This is a genomic window from Promicromonospora sp. NPDC060204, from assembly GCF_042728455.1.
Taxonomy (GTDB): Bacteria; Actinomycetota; Actinomycetes; order Actinomycetales; family Cellulomonadaceae; genus Promicromonospora.
In genome coordinates, this window is record NZ_JBHWZO010000153.1 from 1 (window position 1) to 15,125 (window position 15,125).

Below are 15,125 nucleotides of genomic sequence, written 5' to 3' on the forward strand. Positions count from 1 at the left end.
TGAGTGCTGGCTATTTGTTGCTCCGGCAGGCGCCGAGCAACAAATACCCAGCACTCAACGGGGGTGGTGCGGGCCGGGCGGTCAGGGCAGGCCCAGGCGCGGCGCACGGCGGGCCTGGCGGACGCCGTCGACCGTGAGCAGGATCAGGGCGAGCCAGACCAGGGCGAACCCCGCCCAACGGGCGGGCGGCATGTGCTCCCCGAAGACGAGCAGGCCCACCAGGAACTGCAGCACCGGCGCGAGGTACTGCAGCATGCCGACGACGGACAGGGGCAGCCGCCGGGCGGCGGCGCCGAACAGGAGCAGGGGCAGCGCGGTGACGATACCGGCGGACATGAGCAGCAGCGCGTGCCCGGTGCCCTCGTTCGTGAACGTGCCCGAACTGCCGAGCCACAGGAGGTAGGCGAGCGCGAACGGCGTGGCGACGGTCGTCTCGACGGCCAGGCCGGGCAGGGCGGCGACGGTGCGGCCCACGCGGTTCTTGACCAGCCCGTACAGGCCGAAGGAGAGCGCGAGGCAGAGCGAGATCCACGGCAGCCCGCCGAGCCCGGTGGACAGCACGACGACGGACGCCGCGCCGAAGCCGATCGCGATCCACTGCATGGGCCGGAGCCGCTCGCGCAGCACCAGCACACCGAGCAGCACCGTGATGATGGGGTTGATGAAGTAGCCCAGGGCGGCGTCGAGCACCCGGTCGCTGAGCACGGCGTACACGTACACCACCCAGTTGACGACGATCAGGGCCGCCGCCACGGCGAACGTGCCCAGGATGCGCGGCGACCGCAGGGCGGTGCGGAAGTCGCCGAGCTGGCGCAGGGCCGCGAGGGCGATGAGGCAGAAGAGCAGGCTCCACACGATGCGGTGGGCCACGATCTCCAGGGGGCCCGCCGGCTGGAGCAGCGGGAAGAACAGCGGCATCCCGCCCCAGAGCAGGTAGGCGCCGATGCCGAGGGGGAGACCCCAGCGATCCTGTTGTTGTGTCACTGCGTCACGATAGATCTCGTGCCCCCGCGCGGGTCCCGGATGCGCTGTGGGGCTCGTCACCTGGCCGGGCCCCTTTTCGATTTCTCGCGAGGGCTGGTGGGGCGCTATGGTTGGCACCGTTCACGGCTGGTTGCCCGAGCGGCCAAAGGGATCTGACTGTAAATCAGACGGCTCAGCCTTCGGGGGTTCGAATCCCTCACCAGCCACGTGAAGCACAGCAGGGCGTGACCAGCGATCTCGTTGGTCACGCCCTGTTTCGTTGTCTGGTCCGTGCCGGTGCGGCCGGCGCCGAGTGCGGGTCCTGACCCCGGTTTCTGGCCCAACCGCCAGGTGCTGGCGGGGCTCGCGACCCGCGCGGCGCACCTCACACCGGATTCGATTTCACGCCAGGCCGGAGGGCATGTAGAGTCTTCCTCGCCGCCCCGATAGCTCAGTCGGCAGAGCGTCTCCATGGTAAGGAGAAGGTCAAGGGTTCGATTCCCTTTCGGGGCTCTGTGATCGACGCGGGGTCGTACGCCCACCCCACCGGTTCGCCGGTGGGGAGCAACGGCGGACGGCCTCGCGTTCAGTCACGCGCGGCGGGGTAGCTCAGCTGGTCAGAGCGCACGACTCATAATCGTGAGGTCGCGGGTTCGAGCCCCGCCCTCGCTACCAAGCAAGTACATCCGTCCGGCTTCCTGTGCCGGACGACGAGAAGACACATGGCGCCTCCCTCTCGAGGCGCGGAGGTGAGAGCCATGGCAAGCAAGAGCGCGGATGTCCGCCCGAAGATCACGCTGGCATGCGTGGACTGCAAGGAGCGGAACTACATCACGAAGAAGAACCGGCGTAACGACCCGGACCGCCTGGAGCTGGCGAAGTTCTGCCCGCGCTGCGGCAAGCACACGTCGCACCGCGAGACTCGCTGAGTCTCGTAGCAGGCTCACACCGACGTGGCGAACGCTGATTTCGAGGGCCGGGTCTACCCGGCCGACGCCCCCTACTCCGTAGGCCGCGAGAAGATCCGCGAGTTCGCCGTTGCCGTCGGTGCCACGCACCCCGCGCACCACGATCTCGTGGCGGCGCGGGGTTTGGGCTATCCGGACCTGGTCGCCCCACCCACGTTCGCCGTGGTCGTGGCGCAGCGCACCGAGTCGCAGTACGTCAGCGACCCCGAGGCCGACATCGACTTCTCCCGCGTGGTCCACGCGGACGAGCGCTTCACGCACCACCGTCCCATCGTCGCCGGCGACGAGCTCACGACGGTGCTGCACGTGGACCGGATCGTCTCCCGCGGCGCCATCAGCATGGTGACCACGCGCTGCGAGATCTACGCGATGCCCCAGCAGGTCGAGGTGCCGTCCCCCGAGGCCGACACCCCCGGCGAGCACGTCGCCACGGTCACGTCCACGCTGGCCATCCGAGGTGAGGACGCATGAGCCGCCCCGACATCGCGACGCTCGCCGTCGGCGACGTGATCGGCAGCCGCACCGTCACCTTCGACCGCGCGGCCCTGGTCCGCTACGCGGGCGCCAGCGGCGACCTCAACCCGATCCACTGGAACGACAAGTTCGCCGTGGACGCGGGCCTGCCCGGCGTCATCGCGCACGGCATGCTCACCATGGGGACCGTCGTGGGCCTGGTCGTGGACTGGGCGGGCGACCCGGGCGCCGTCGTCGACTACCAGACGCGCTTCACCAAGCCGGTCGAGGTGCCCAACCCGGGCACGGCACTGATCGAGGTCGTGGGCACGGTGGGCGTGGTCGACGCCGACGCCGGCACGGTCCGCGTGGACCTCGCCGTCACGGTCGACGGCGCCAAGGTGCTGGTCCGCGCCCAGGCGCTCGTCCGCTTCTGACGGCTCCCGCCACCGTCGTCGGCACGGGCGGCGAACAGGTCAGTTTGCCGGGGTAACGATTTTTTAACCCGCGGGCCCTTCTCATGCACACCCTGATCGGGTGTGATTCTCTCGTCCGGAGCTCTACGGACTCGACGAGAGGAACTCCGCGTGACGTCACGACGACGTATCACAGCCCTGGCCACGGCGGCCGGGGTGCTCTTTCCGCTCATCCCGCTCTCCGCGGCTGCGGCCGCCCCCACGGTGACGACGTCCGGCGACGAGGTGGTCGCCTGCGCTCCCGTGCTGGCCGCCGGCTCGCTCGACGAGGCGTTCACCGCGGCGGCCGACGCCACGGGGGTGCCCGAGGACCTGCTCAAGGCGGTCTCCTACCTGGAGTCCCGCTGGGACCAGCACGCCGGTCAGGCCAGCGCCGACGGCGGCTACGGCGTGTTCAACCTGACGGCCGGGGAGGGCCTCGGGCACGCGCACGGTGACGGGCTGCCGCTGTCCGCGATCAACGACAAGACGGGCCCGGCCCGCGAGGGCACGCCCGAGCTCACCCGGGCGGCCGCGCTGACCGGCCTCGACGAGGCCACCCTGCGCTCGGACGCCCAGGCCAACGTCTGCGGCGGCGCGGCCCTCCTGGCGTCGTACCAGACCCAGGCCGTGCGCGACGGCGCGGCCGACCCCGATGCCGCGGTCGACCCCGACGCCGCGACATCACCGGGCGGCGTGACCGTCTGGGCGGACGCCGTGTCGCGGATGAGCGACATCGACGGCTTCGCGGCGGGTGTGTACGCCACGCTGCGGGACGGCGCGGGGACCACCACCCCGCAGGACGGCGCGGTCATCCTCACGGCCAACCCGGACGTCGTCGTGCCCCGGAGCGCGAGCACGAGCGACCCCGAGGCGGACTGCCCCGACGACCTCGGCTGCGAGTGGCTCCCCGCCCCGTACGAGAAGGGCTCGCCGGACCTGCCGGACGGCACCGGCGACTACGGCAACCACGACCAGGCCGACCGCACCGGCGCGGGCGGCCCGTCGATCGACTACATCCTGATCCACGACACCGAGACCGCCTACCAGCCGTCGGTGAACCTGGTGCAGGACCCGACCTACCTGGCCTGGAACTACACGCTGCGCTCCGAGGACGGGCACGTGGCCAACCACCTCGACCCGGCCGATGTCGGCTGGCACGCGGGCAACTGGTTCATGAACATGCACTCGATCGGCCTGGAGCACGAGGGCTGGGCGGGCACGGGGACCTGGTTCACCGAGGCGATGTACCAGTCGTCGGCGGCGCTCGTGCGCTACCTCGCCGCGGAGCACGACGTCCCGCTCGACCGGGCGCACGTCATCGGCCACGACCAGGTGCCGGGCATCCTGCCGGGCTACACCAAGAACGTGCACTGGGACCCGGGCCCGTACTGGGACTGGGACCACTACTTCGAGCTGCTCGGCGCACCGATCGGCGGCGACCTGGAGACGACGACGGACGTCGAGCCGGGCGACGTCGTCGAGGTGCGCACGGGCTACGCGCAGAACCCGAACGTGGTGACGGGCTGCGAGCAGGCGTCGCCGGGCTCGGGCGAGTGCGTCGACGGCGCGGGCACCAATTTCCGGTACCTGTACCAGTCGCCCTCGGAGGACGCGCCCCTGGCCAAGGACCCGGGCTGGAAGCCGGACGGCGCGGACGGCACCACGTACGCGAGCGACGTGAGCGCGCGCGTGCAGTCCGGGCACAAGCTCGTGGTGGACCAGGTCGACGGCGACTGGCTCGGCGTGTGGTGGGCCGGCTCGCTGGTCTGGCTGCACAACCCGGCCGACCGTCCGGTCGTGGTGCCGGCGACGGCGCAGACCGTCACCGTCGCGGGCGACGCCCCGGCGCCGGTCTTCGGCCGGGCGTACCCGGAGGTCGCCGCCTACGCGGCGTACCCGGGCGTGCCGGTGCAGGCCGTGACACCCATCGAGTACACGGTCGGCGTCGGCCAGACGTACGCCGTGTCCGACGACGACGTGGCCGCCGACTACTACCGGGCCGCCACGTTCGACGGCTCGGGGCCGGGCGACCGTACCGTTGTGCGCGGCGACGACGTCTATTACCAGGTGTGGCTGGCGCACCGGCACGTGTTCGTGAACGCGGCCGACGTCGAGCTCCACGACCCGGTCGTCGCGGACGTGTCCGGGCCGTCGGTCGAGGGCAAGGCCAAGGTCGGCCGGGTCCTGACCGCGGAGCCCGGCACATACCTGCCGGACGACGTCGACGTGGCCTACCGGTGGCTGCGCGACGGCGAGCCGGTCCGCTGGGCGACGGGCCCGCGCTACCTGGTGACCGGCCGGGACCGGGGCGCGGAGATCTCGGTGGAGGTGACGGTCTCGGCGGACGGTTACACGCCGGCGTCGTACACCTCGGAACCCCGCTCGATCCCCCGCCACTGATACCGCCCCGCCACTGAAACCGCTGAGTGCGGGACATTCGCGCTTATGACACACAGAGAAGCGCGAATATCCCGCACTCAACGGGTCGGGGTCACCAGTTCGGGGTGACGCCCGGCAGGTTGGCGGGGAGCTTCACGTTCTTCGGGTGGTAGACGTACGTGAGGCCGTCGGTCGAGGTCTGCCAGACCCGCTCGAAGTTCTCCCGCGTGTACACGACGCGGACGGCGTCGTTCGTCGCCCCGTGCGGGTCGTTGAGGATCGGGTCGCCGTCGGCGGTGAACCCGCGGAGCACCACGAGGTGCCCGTCGGTCTCGTACCCGGCCTCGGGCATCTCCTCGGCCTCGAAGTTGATCGAGAAGACCAGCGGGATGCCGGCCGCCACGAACTTCTCCGCCTCCGCGAGGGAGCGAAGGCGGGTCACGAACGACTCCAGGCCGAACGTGTTCGCGTAGGCCGCGTTGAACGGCCAGTTGCCCGCGCCCTCGTAGGTGTAGTCCCAGGTGTTCATCGCGGCGTAGTCGACCTGCGGGTCGCCGTTCGGCGCCTCGATGCCCTCCAGCTCTTCGGCCGGCACCTCGCGCCCGTAGGAGTAGATGACCATGGTGGACGACGTCGGCGAGCACCACACCTGGCCGCCGCCCCCGAACTCGGGGTACTCGCCGCGGTGGATGTTCTGGCTGTACTGCGGCACGTCGAGCGCCACCTCGCGCCCGAGCGTGAACTCGCTCGTGCCCGTGTAGTGCGCGTCGGGCAGGTACTCGTTGGTCATGGTGCTCACGGCGTCGAGCCGCGGGGACACCCGGGTGCCCTCGGGCCGGTACAGCGTGGCGCGGGTCTGGTACGCATCCGGCTCGTGCCCCGACTTCGCGACGTACGTGTCGGTGAACAGGTACGCGTCGTCGTCGGTCTGGCCGTTCACCGAGGTGCGGTGGATGTCGCCCACGCGGCCGTCGGCGGGCGCGAAGTCGTCGCCCGAGGCCCAGCGGCCCATCACGAACCACTTGGTCCAGGTCCCGTCGGCCTTGCGGCCGCGGTACTCGATCTCCACCCAGGTCCCGGTGGGCGTGTGCGCGTTCCACGAGCTCACCGACTCGTCGATCAGGTAGCCGGCCTCGACCACGGGCGACGTCCAGCGGCCCGTCTCGTAGCTGACGGGCGTGCCGTCGCCGAACGGGTCGGTGTACTCGACGGTGTCGCCGGCGCCGCGCAGCACGAGCCCGCCCTTGGCGCCCGGCCGCAGGTTGGCGGTCTTGCCCGCGTGGAAGTCGCGCACCCCGTCCCAGGTGGTCAGCGTGATCTGGTTGTCCGACGCCGCCGCCTCCGGCGCACCTACCGCCGGCACGGCGCTCGCCGTGATCCCCGCCTGCACCACGAGCGCTCCCGTCGCCACCAGTGCGAACACCGTGGTCCGCAGTCCTCTTCGTCTCGACATAGCCCTGCCTCCATGCCTCCGGGCCCCCTCTCGGTGAGCGGGCCGTGGACCCTCCCTATCAGAGCGGGGATCGGGACAGAAGCAATTTAGGCGTCACCCGAAAGTGGGCGTGTCATCCCAGGTCGGGCACGGGGCCCGTCGTCGTGCCCTCGACCAGGCTGACCGGCAGGGTCACCGACTCTGGCTCCTCGCCGGCCAGCAGCGCGATGACGGCCAGGCCGAGCGCACGCCCCTTCTCGACGAGCGGCTGGTGCACGCTGGTCAGCACGTCCGGGGAGAGCCACGGCAGGTCCAGCCCGTCGAACCCGGCGACCGACACGTCCTCGGGGACGCGCAGGCCGAGCTCGCGCGCGGCGATCACGGCGCCGGCGGCGAGCAGGTCGGAGTGGGCGATGATCGCCGTCGGACGGTCCCGGGCCGGCGCCCACTCGGACAGGATCTCCGTGGCGGCGTCGCGCCCGTGCTCCACGAGCGAGGCGGGCGTCTCCCAGGACATGACGGGCTCGATGACGTCGCGCACCCCGGCCAGCCGGTTCCGGGTGGGCGTACGCTCCGCCGCGGCGAGCCGCTCGGCGTCCACCAGCCCCGACCGCTCGTCCCGCCCGAACGGCAGCGCGATCTCCGCGATCCGCGTGTGCCCCAGCTCGACGAGGTGGCGTACCGCCTCGGCGGCGCCGCGGCGGTCGTCGACGCCGACCACGGGCACGCCGGGCACCTCGTGCCCCTCGCCGATCACGACCGGCACACCCCGGCGCTGGAGCGCAGCGAGGTTCGGGTCGCCCTCCAGGATTCCCCACACGAGCACGGCCACGTCCATCGCCGCGGCCTCGACCAGCGGGTCGACGGCGGGCGGCAGGCCGGCCTCGGCGGCGAGCCCCACGGACTGCGCGGTGGCGCCCTGCGGCATCCCCGGCACCAGCAGCACGCCCAGCCCCTGCTCGCCGATCGCGGAGACCAGGCCGTGCAGCACCTGCGTGGAGACCGGGTCGCGGAACGACCGGCCGAGCTGGTCGCCGATCACCACGCCCACGATCCCGGAGCGGCCCGACCGGAGCTGCCGCCCCAGCGGGTTGGGCCCGGAGTACTCGAGCTCGCGGGCGGCGGCCAGCACCTTCTCCCGGGTCTCGGGCGTGATCGGTCCCGCGCCGGAGAAGGCGAGCGACGCGGTGGACACGGAGACACCTGCCAGCTCGGCGACCTTCGCGAGGGTCGGTCGGCCAACGGTCTGGCGGTTCATCGCGGTTCCTTCTCTCGCATCGGGCACCGGTGGTGCAGGACCCGGGTATCTGCTGGGCTGATCCCAGATTGTGGCTTACGGTCGGGAGATTCAATCGCACCAAGGAGTTCCGTGCCTACTGCACACGCCGCCGCCCGCGCGGTATTCGTCGTCTTCGCTGCCAGTGGGTTCGCCTTCGCGAGCTGGGCGTCACGCCTTCCCGCGGTGCGGGACGGCCTGGGTTTCTCCGAGCAGGAGATGGGTTTCCTCCTGCTCACGGGGTCCATCGGCTCGGTCGCCGCGATCCCGCTGTCGGGCCTGGTCGCGGAGCGGTTCGGTACGGCACGGACCGTCCTGACCTTCTCGGGGCTGCTCGTCGCCGGCCTCACGGTCGCCGGGTACGGCGTCGCCACGGACCAGCACCTCGCCGTCCGCGGCGGCCTGATCCTGTTCGGCGTGGGCGCCGGGGTCTGGGACGCCGCGATGAACCTGGAGGGCGCGGCGGTCGAGCAGCGGCTCGGCCGCGCCGTCATGCCGATCTTCCACGCAGGCTTCTCCTTTGGCACCGTGATCGGTGCCGGCCTCGGCATCCTGGCGGCCAACGTGGGCCTCCCGGTCGCCTGGCACGTCGTGGCCGCAGGCGTCGTCGCGTTCCTCTCCGTCGTGATCGCCACCCGGTTCTTCACGCCGAGCACCGCCGTGTCAGCCCGGCCGGACGGCGCGGCCGGGGCGGTCAGCGCGGACGGCGCCGATCCCGCGGAGGTGACGCCGCCGCCGTCGGGCATCAGGGGGCTGCTCGCCGCCTGGGGCGAGCCGCGCACCCTGGCGATCGGCCTCGTGGTGCTGAGCGCCGCCCTCACGGAGGGCGTGGCCAACGACTGGGTGAGCCTCGCGGTCGTGGACGGCTTCGGCACCTCCGACGGCATGGGCGCGGTCGGTCTCGCCGTCTTCCTCACCGCGATGACGACCGCCCGGCTGGCGGGGACGCGCGCCATCGACCGGTTCGGGCGCGTCCCGGTGCTCGTGCTCTCGGCGCTGCTCGCGTTCGTCGGCGTGCTGACGTTCTCGCTGGTCCCGGTCCTGTGGCTGGCGTTCGTCGGCGTGGCCCTGTGGGGCCTCGGCGCGGCGATGGGCTTCCCGATGGGCATGAGCGCCGCGTCCGACGAGCCGCGCCGGGCCGCGATGCGGGTGGCCGCGGTCTCGACCATCGCGTACACGGCGTTCTTCGTGGGGCCGCCGCTCATCGGGCTCGTGGCCCACGAGACGGGCTACCGCCTGGCGGTGCTCGTGCTCCTGGTGCCGATGATCCTCGGGCTGGTCGTGGCACGCTCCGTGCGCCCGCTGCCGACCGCGGCGGGTGTGAAGAGGTAGCGCGGATCACGCCGACGGGTTCCCGCAGGCCAGGCCCTGGAAACCAGGGAGGGAACACGTCTGCGGACACCAAAAGGTTCCAGAATTGGCAGACATCACCCACGCCATGTCGAAGATGTGCACAAATCCCGCACTGCGGGTAGATAGGCTTGCACGGTGAGCCCATACCCGGCAGACACCGTCCAGGCACAAGCGGTGGTCCCCAGCCTCGCCGACCTCACCACTCTGCGAGTGGGTGGACCGGCTGCCTCGTACGTCGAGGCCGAGGAAGAGGCCGCTCTGATCGAGGCGGTGAGGGCCGCCGACGACGCCGGTGTGCCGCTGCTCGTCGTGGGTGGCGGCTCCAACCTGCTGGTGGCCGACGAGGGTTTCGGCGGCGTCGTGGTGCGCGACGTCCGCACCGGGATCACCGTCGAGTCGGACGACACGTGCGGCGGCGGCGTGGTCAGCGCGCCGGCGGGCCAGAACTGGGACGAGCTGGTCGAGCGCGCCGTCGACGAGGGCTGGGTCGGCGTCGAGTCGCTGTCGGGCATCCCGGGGACCGTCGGTGCCGCCCCCGTGCAGAACATCGGCGCGTACGGCCAGGAGCTCTCGGGCGTCGTCTCGCTGGTCCGCACCTGGGACCGCGGCGACCGCCGGGTGCGCACCTTCGCCGTCGGCGAGCTGGGCTTCGGGTACCGCACGTCGCTGCTCAAGAAGTCCATGCACGGCGAGGGCCGCGAGGGCATCCGAGGCGAGGGCGACCCGCGAGCCCCCTGGTACCCGTCGCCGCGCTACGTGGTGCTGAACGTCCAGTTCCAGTTCCGGCTCGGCACACTGTCCGCGCCCGTGGGCTACGGGGAGCTGGCGCGCCGCCTCGGCGTCGAGGTGGGCCAGCGCGCACCCATGAAGGACGTCCGCGAGACCGTGCTGGGCCTGCGTGGCGGCAAGGGCATGCTGCTCGACCGCCCGACCTTCGGCGGGGAGCCGGACCACGACCGCTGGAACTCCGGCTCGTTCTTCACCAACCCCGTGATCCCCGTGGAGCACCTGGAGCACCTGCCCGAGGACGCACCGCGCTACCCGGTCCGCTCCGCGACGCCGGAGACGACCACCGGGCCGAGCCTCGGTGCCATCGACCCCACGCTCGTGAAGACCAGCGCCGCCTGGCTCATCGAGCACGCCGGCTTCGCCAAGGGCTTCGGCCTGGCGGGGGAGCACAGCCCGGCCCGGCTGTCGACCAAGCACACGCTGGCGATGACCAACCGCGGTGGTGCCCGGACCGAGGACGTCATCGCCCTGGCCCGCGCGGTCCGCGACGGCGTCCGCGACCGGTTCGGCGTGACCCTGGTCCCGGAGACCGTCCTGGTGGGCGTCTCTCTCTAGCGGTCCGGTCCGCACGTGTCAGACGCTCAGGTCACCAGGGTGACCTGAGCGTCTGACATCTGCCTCAGTGGACGGACGGCTCAGTAGACGACGACCGGGGTGCCCGACGGCGCGCCCCAGCTGTCCCAGATCCAGTCCATCGCGCTGTTCGACACCCGCACGCAGCCGTGCGACGCCGGGAACGCCGGCACCGACGCCGAGCCGTGCACCGCGATGCCGCCCGTGAAGAACTTGGGCCGCCACATGTCGCCCAGCTCCAGCCGCGACGCGTACATCCGGTTCTCCTCGCGGTACACCGCGAACGACCCGCGCGGCGTGTACGCCGTGTAGGTGGCGCCCTTGGCCTCGTACGTCTCCCCGTTGCCGGACGACGCGTTGATCACCTTGACGACCTTGCCGTTCTCGACGGCCAGCACGAGCTGCCGGTCGATGTCGATCTCCAGCACCTTGCCCGACGACGTCTGCGGCCGCGGCACCACGCCCTTGTCCGCCGCGGCCAGCGTGGCGTCCCCGACCACGCCGTCCCGGTACAGGCCCCCGGCCTTCTGCAGCGCGAACACGGCCTGCTGCGTCTCGCCGCCGTACGCGTCGTCGACCGACGTCACGAAGTAGCCGAGGTCCCGCAGCCGCTGCTGCAGCTTGCCCACGCGGTCGCTGACCTCGCCGTACTCGATGTAGTCGGGCTTCTTCGGCTCGTCGTCCTTCGAGCCCTTGTCGTCGCCCTTGTCCCCGTCGGCCTCGTCCTGCGAGCTGCCCTTGCCGTCGGACTTGCCCTCGTCGGACTTGCCGTCGTCGCCCTTGCCCTCGTCCGCGCCGTCGGCCGAACCCTCGTCGGCGCTCGCACCGGAGTCGTCCGTGCCCTCGCCGGCGCTCTCGGACGGCGACCCGCTCGGCTCCGGCTCCTCGGACGGCGTGCTCGCGCTGGGCTCCGGGGTGGGGGAGCTCTCCTCGGACGCGGAGGCGCTCGGCGAGCTCGTCGTCCCGTCCGCCCCCGCCGGCGGCTCCTGGTCGTCACCGCAGCCGGCGAGCAGGGTCGCCGTCAGCGCCACCGCGCCCAACGCGCTCACGACCCGCCTGCCCACGTGGATCCTGTCCGTGCCGTGGTTCGACCTGCTGTGCACAACCCGCATCGTGACTCCTCCTCGGCCGCACCTGCTGGGGGTGGCGCGGCACCGCACACACGAGACGACGTCGTCCCCCCGTGAGTGTCCTTTATCTATGACCGACGCACGCCGGATCAAGATGGTTGGGTCGGTCGATCGTCACCCAATCGTGACTGACCCGCCCGTCGGGAGGGCGTGCCGGGTCTCGGCGGGATCGGGCGCGAGCAGCCACGCGTCGACGTCGGCCAGCAGCCGCGCCTTGGTCGACGACGACGCCCGGCTGGCCCGGATCGACGACCCCGCCAGCGCCGCCAGCTCCGGGTCCGTGAACCCGTGCGCGTCCCGCGCGATCGTGTACTGGTCCACGAGCCGTGACCCGAACAGGAGCGGGTCGTCGGCCCCGAGCGCGACGACGGCGCCCGCGTCCACCAGGGTGCGCAGCGGCACCTCGTCCGCCTCGCCGTACACGCCCAGGCCGATGTTCGAGCCTGGGTTCACCTCCAGCGCGACACCGCGGTCCACGATCTCCGCCAGGACGCGCTCGTCCTCCGCGGCCCGGACGCCGTGCCCGATCCGGTCCGGGACGAGCTCCCGCAGGACCTCGCTGATGTGGTCCGGCCCGAGCAGCTCGCCGCCGTGCGGCACCGCGGCCAGCCCGGCCCGGCGCGCGATGTCGAACGCGGGGCCGAACTGGGACGTGTCGCCGCGGCGCTCGTCGTTCGACAGCCCGAAGCCCACGACCTCGCCCACGCCGTCACCCGCGTACCGGGCGGCCAGCCGGGCGAGCGTGCGCGCGTCGAGCGGATGCTTCATGCGCGACGCCGCGATGATCACGCCGACCTCGATGCCGTGCTCGGCGCTCGCGGCCTTGGCGGCGTCGATGACGATCTCGACGGCCGGTGTGATGCCGCCGACGAACGGTGCGTAGGACGTGGGGTCGACCTGGATCTCGAGCCGGCCGGAGCCCTCGGCCGCGTCGTCGGCCGCCGCCTCGTTCACCAGGCGGCGCATGTCGGCCTCGGACCGTACGCACGCGCGGGCGGCGTCGTACAGGCGCTGGAAGCGGAACCAGCCACGCTCCGTGGCGGGCAGACGCAGGGGGTCGTTGTCGATGAGCGCCTCGGGCAGCCGGACGCCGTACGCGGCCGCCATGTCGACGAGTGTCGGCACCCGCATGGATCCGGTGAAGTGCAGGTGGAGGTGCGCCTTGGGAAGAAGTGCGAGGTCTCGCATCTGCGTAGTGTGGCAAAGCAGTGGTCCGGTGGCAGCCGCGATCGTGATACTCCGCACTACTCACACATCCGCGCCGCCCATCTTTGGTGCGCGCGCGCTCCGCTACGTATCCTGAGAAGAACATGCCCCAGATAGCCGAAATGACTGATTTGCTTGATGCGCGACCATGGACACCGGTGAGCCAGTGAACGAGAACAACACGGGTGAGACCGAGGCCGACGCGGCAGACCTCCCGGTGCACGTCGTGCTCGGCGGAAAGTACGAGCTCGTCGACGTCCTCGGCACTGGGGCGACGTTCACGGTCTACGACGCGCAGCGGGTAGCGGTCCCGGAGCCCGCGACGGGCGACGACGAGGACTCCGACGTCGCCACGGGCGCTTCCGCGGACGGCGACGGCGCGGACGGTTCGGATGGTTCGAACGGTTCGGACGGTTCGGACGGGGCCGGCGAGAGCGAGGCCGGTGCGCCGGGCGAGGCCGCGGACACGGAGCCTGGCGAGACCACGGCCGGTGCGTCCGATGCCGGTGATTCCGGGTCCGGTGCGGACGACGGCGCCGGCACCGGCTCCGCCGCCGACGGCGTGCCCGAGCCTGGCGACGAGACCGACGCGGACGCCGACGTCGACACCGACGCCACGGCGGAGATCGCCGGGCCCGCGGAGCCCGAGGCCGACCCTTTCGACGGGCCCCTCGTGGTCAAGGTGCTGCACCCGCACCTGGTCGACGACCGCAACGCGCGGGCCTCGCTCCAGCGCGAGGTCGACGCGTCGGCGCTCGTGACCCACCCGGGCGTCGTGAAGGTGCTGGACTCCGGCGAGGAGGACGTCGCGGGCGCGAGCGTCCCGTGGACCGTCATGAACCGGGTGCCGGGCATCTCCCTGTCCGACTACGCCGGGGACAGCGGCCTGCCCTGGCGGGACGCGCTCATCATCATCGACGGCCTGCTGGAGGGGCTCGCCGCCGTGCACGCCGCGGGTCTCGTGCACCGGGACATCGCGCCGCGCAACGTGATGGTCGACAAGCGCCCGGACGGCACGTTCGCCGTCGGGCTGCTGGACCTCGGGCTCACCCGGCCCGCCGGCGGCGAGGGCGAGGGCGCCACGGTGGCCGGCTCGGTCATCGGCATGTCGCCGGAGCAGGCCCGGGGCAAGCCGCTGGATGCGCGGAGCGACATCTACGCCGTCGGCGCGCTCGCGTACTACACGCTGACCGGCCACGCCCCGTTCGAGCGGGCACAGGCGGAGGACGTCCTGCGGGCGCACGTGAACGCACCGGTCCCCGCGGCCTCGGCGCGGCGCGCGGCGGTCCCGGCGTCCGTGGACCGCCTCGTGTCCCGGGCCATGGCCAAGGACCCGAACCGTCGGTTCCCGACCGCCGAGTCGATGCGCGAGACCGTCACGATCCTGCTCGGCGGCCCCGCGGGGCGCATGGGCACCAGCGGCGAGACCATGCAGCTCGGCGTGGGCGCCGGCGGTACCGAGGTGATCGACCCGGTCGCCGGGTCCGGCACGATGGTGCTGGGCCAGGCGGCCGAGGGCACCGACCGCACCACGCTGGTCGGCGCGGTGGGCGCTGCAGGAGCCGTCGGTGCCGCCGCGGCGCTCGGTGCGGACACCGCGGCGGCCGCCGTGCCGCCCCAGGTGCCGCCGCCGCTGGAGCCGCCGGAGGAGGAACGGACCTTCTGGCAGAAGATGACCACCGGCCGCGGCCGCGTGATCACGATCATCGTGTTCGCGCTGCTCGTGTTCGGCGGTGCGGGCCTGGTGATCGCGAACATGCTGGGCAACAACGGCACACCCGCGCTCACGCCGAGCGAGAGCCCGTCGACGCAGCAGCCGTCGCGAACGCCGTCGGCCTCCCCGACGCCGAGCGAGACGGACGAGGTGGCGCCGCCGCCGGAGTTCACCCCGACGCCGACTCCGACCCCGACGCCGACTCCCACCCCGACGCCCACGCCGACCCCGACGCCGACTCCCACCCCGACGCCGACGCCGAGCGCCACGCCCACGGACGAGCCGACCGACGAGCCGACGGACGAACCCACCGACGAGCCCACGGACGAGCCGACGGACGAGCCGACCACCCCGGTCGAGCCGTCGACCAACCCGACAGGCGGCGGCCAGGCGGAGGGCGGCACCACGCTGCCCGGCGGCAGCCGCTAGGC

Annotated in this window: 12 protein-coding genes and 3 tRNA genes; 10 read left to right on the forward strand and 5 right to left on the reverse strand. The window is 72.3% G+C overall.

Translation table 11 applies throughout. The features are described 5' to 3' along the window. Positions 1–81: 81 nt before the first annotated feature. A complete protein-coding gene (gene rarD / locus ACFWEJ_RS18620) occupies positions 82–984 on the reverse strand; it encodes an EamA family transporter RarD (RefSeq protein WP_377230684.1) in 903 nt (300 codons plus the stop codon). A 124-nt stretch (positions 985–1,108) separates the two neighbouring features. Here rarD and ACFWEJ_RS18625 point away from each other — a divergent pair. The 7 genes from ACFWEJ_RS18625 (at position 1,109) to ACFWEJ_RS18655 (ending at position 5,242) form a co-directional block, all read left to right on the forward strand. Beyond that, positions 1,109–1,190 (forward strand) — tRNA-Tyr (locus tag ACFWEJ_RS18625). A 213-nt stretch (positions 1,191–1,403) separates the two neighbouring features. After that, positions 1,404–1,476, forward strand: a tRNA-Thr gene (locus tag ACFWEJ_RS18630). Positions 1,477–1,561: 85 nt separating this feature from the next. Next, a tRNA-Met gene (locus ACFWEJ_RS18635) sits at positions 1,562–1,638 on the forward strand. An 83-nt stretch (positions 1,639–1,721) separates the two neighbouring features. Then, positions 1,722–1,892 (forward strand): 50S ribosomal protein L33, encoded by a 171-nt coding sequence (gene rpmG, locus ACFWEJ_RS18640; RefSeq protein WP_013837798.1) that lies wholly within the window; start codon positions 1,722–1,724, stop codon positions 1,890–1,892. Positions 1,893–1,916: 24 nt separating this feature from the next. After that, positions 1,917–2,402, forward strand: a complete 486-nt coding sequence (locus ACFWEJ_RS18645; protein ID WP_377230685.1) for a MaoC family dehydratase N-terminal domain-containing protein — start codon at positions 1,917–1,919, stop codon at positions 2,400–2,402. Then, positions 2,399–2,821 (forward strand): MaoC/PaaZ C-terminal domain-containing protein, encoded by a 423-nt coding sequence (locus tag ACFWEJ_RS18650; RefSeq protein ID WP_377230686.1) that lies wholly within the window; start codon positions 2,399–2,401, stop codon positions 2,819–2,821. The genes ACFWEJ_RS18645 and ACFWEJ_RS18650 overlap by 4 nt, the downstream gene beginning before the upstream one ends. A 150-nt stretch (positions 2,822–2,971) precedes the next feature. Further along, positions 2,972–5,242: an N-acetylmuramoyl-L-alanine amidase gene (locus ACFWEJ_RS18655; RefSeq protein WP_377230687.1), complete on the forward strand. Its 2,271-nt coding sequence runs from the start codon at positions 2,972–2,974 to the stop codon at positions 5,240–5,242. 91 nt (positions 5,243–5,333) lie between these two features. On the opposite strand, the gene ACFWEJ_RS18660 is transcribed toward ACFWEJ_RS18655, so the two are convergent. Together ACFWEJ_RS18660 and ACFWEJ_RS18665 are read right to left on the reverse strand one after the other, a co-directional pair. Beyond that, positions 5,334–6,674 carry a C39 family peptidase gene (locus ACFWEJ_RS18660; protein ID WP_377230688.1) on the reverse strand — a complete coding sequence of 447 codons (1,341 nt, stop codon included), beginning with the start codon at positions 6,672–6,674 and terminating at the stop codon, positions 5,334–5,336. Between the two features lie 112 nt (positions 6,675–6,786). After that, positions 6,787–7,911, reverse strand: coding sequence for a LacI family DNA-binding transcriptional regulator (locus ACFWEJ_RS18665; protein ID WP_285100941.1), 1,125 nt, complete (start codon positions 7,909–7,911; stop codon positions 6,787–6,789). Positions 7,912–8,022: 111 nt separating this feature from the next. Between ACFWEJ_RS18665 and ACFWEJ_RS18670 the strand changes: the two genes are divergently transcribed. Both ACFWEJ_RS18670 and ACFWEJ_RS18675 read left to right on the forward strand, forming a co-directional pair. Next, entirely contained in the window at positions 8,023–9,261 is a 1,239-nt protein-coding gene (locus tag ACFWEJ_RS18670; protein WP_377230689.1) for an MFS transporter, read from the forward strand. Positions 9,262–9,417: 156 nt separating this feature from the next. Further along, complete coding sequence (locus ACFWEJ_RS18675) at positions 9,418–10,626, forward strand: UDP-N-acetylmuramate dehydrogenase (RefSeq protein WP_377230690.1); 1,209 nt, start codon at positions 9,418–9,420, stop codon at positions 10,624–10,626. A gap of 80 nt (positions 10,627–10,706) precedes the next feature. Here the strand turns inward: ACFWEJ_RS18675 and ACFWEJ_RS18680 are convergent, their stop codons facing one another. Beyond that, complete coding sequence (locus ACFWEJ_RS18680) at positions 10,707–11,756, reverse strand: L,D-transpeptidase family protein (RefSeq protein WP_377230691.1); 1,050 nt, start codon at positions 11,754–11,756, stop codon at positions 10,707–10,709. A gap of 132 nt (positions 11,757–11,888) precedes the next feature. Then, positions 11,889–12,962 (reverse strand): adenosine deaminase, encoded by a 1,074-nt coding sequence (locus tag ACFWEJ_RS18685; RefSeq protein WP_377230692.1) that lies wholly within the window; start codon positions 12,960–12,962, stop codon positions 11,889–11,891. A gap of 184 nt (positions 12,963–13,146) precedes the next feature. Between ACFWEJ_RS18685 and ACFWEJ_RS18690 the strand changes: the two genes are divergently transcribed. Further along, complete coding sequence (locus ACFWEJ_RS18690; protein WP_377230693.1) at positions 13,147–15,123, forward strand: protein kinase; 1,977 nt, start codon at positions 13,147–13,149, stop codon at positions 15,121–15,123. Positions 15,124–15,125: the final 2 nt, after the last annotated feature.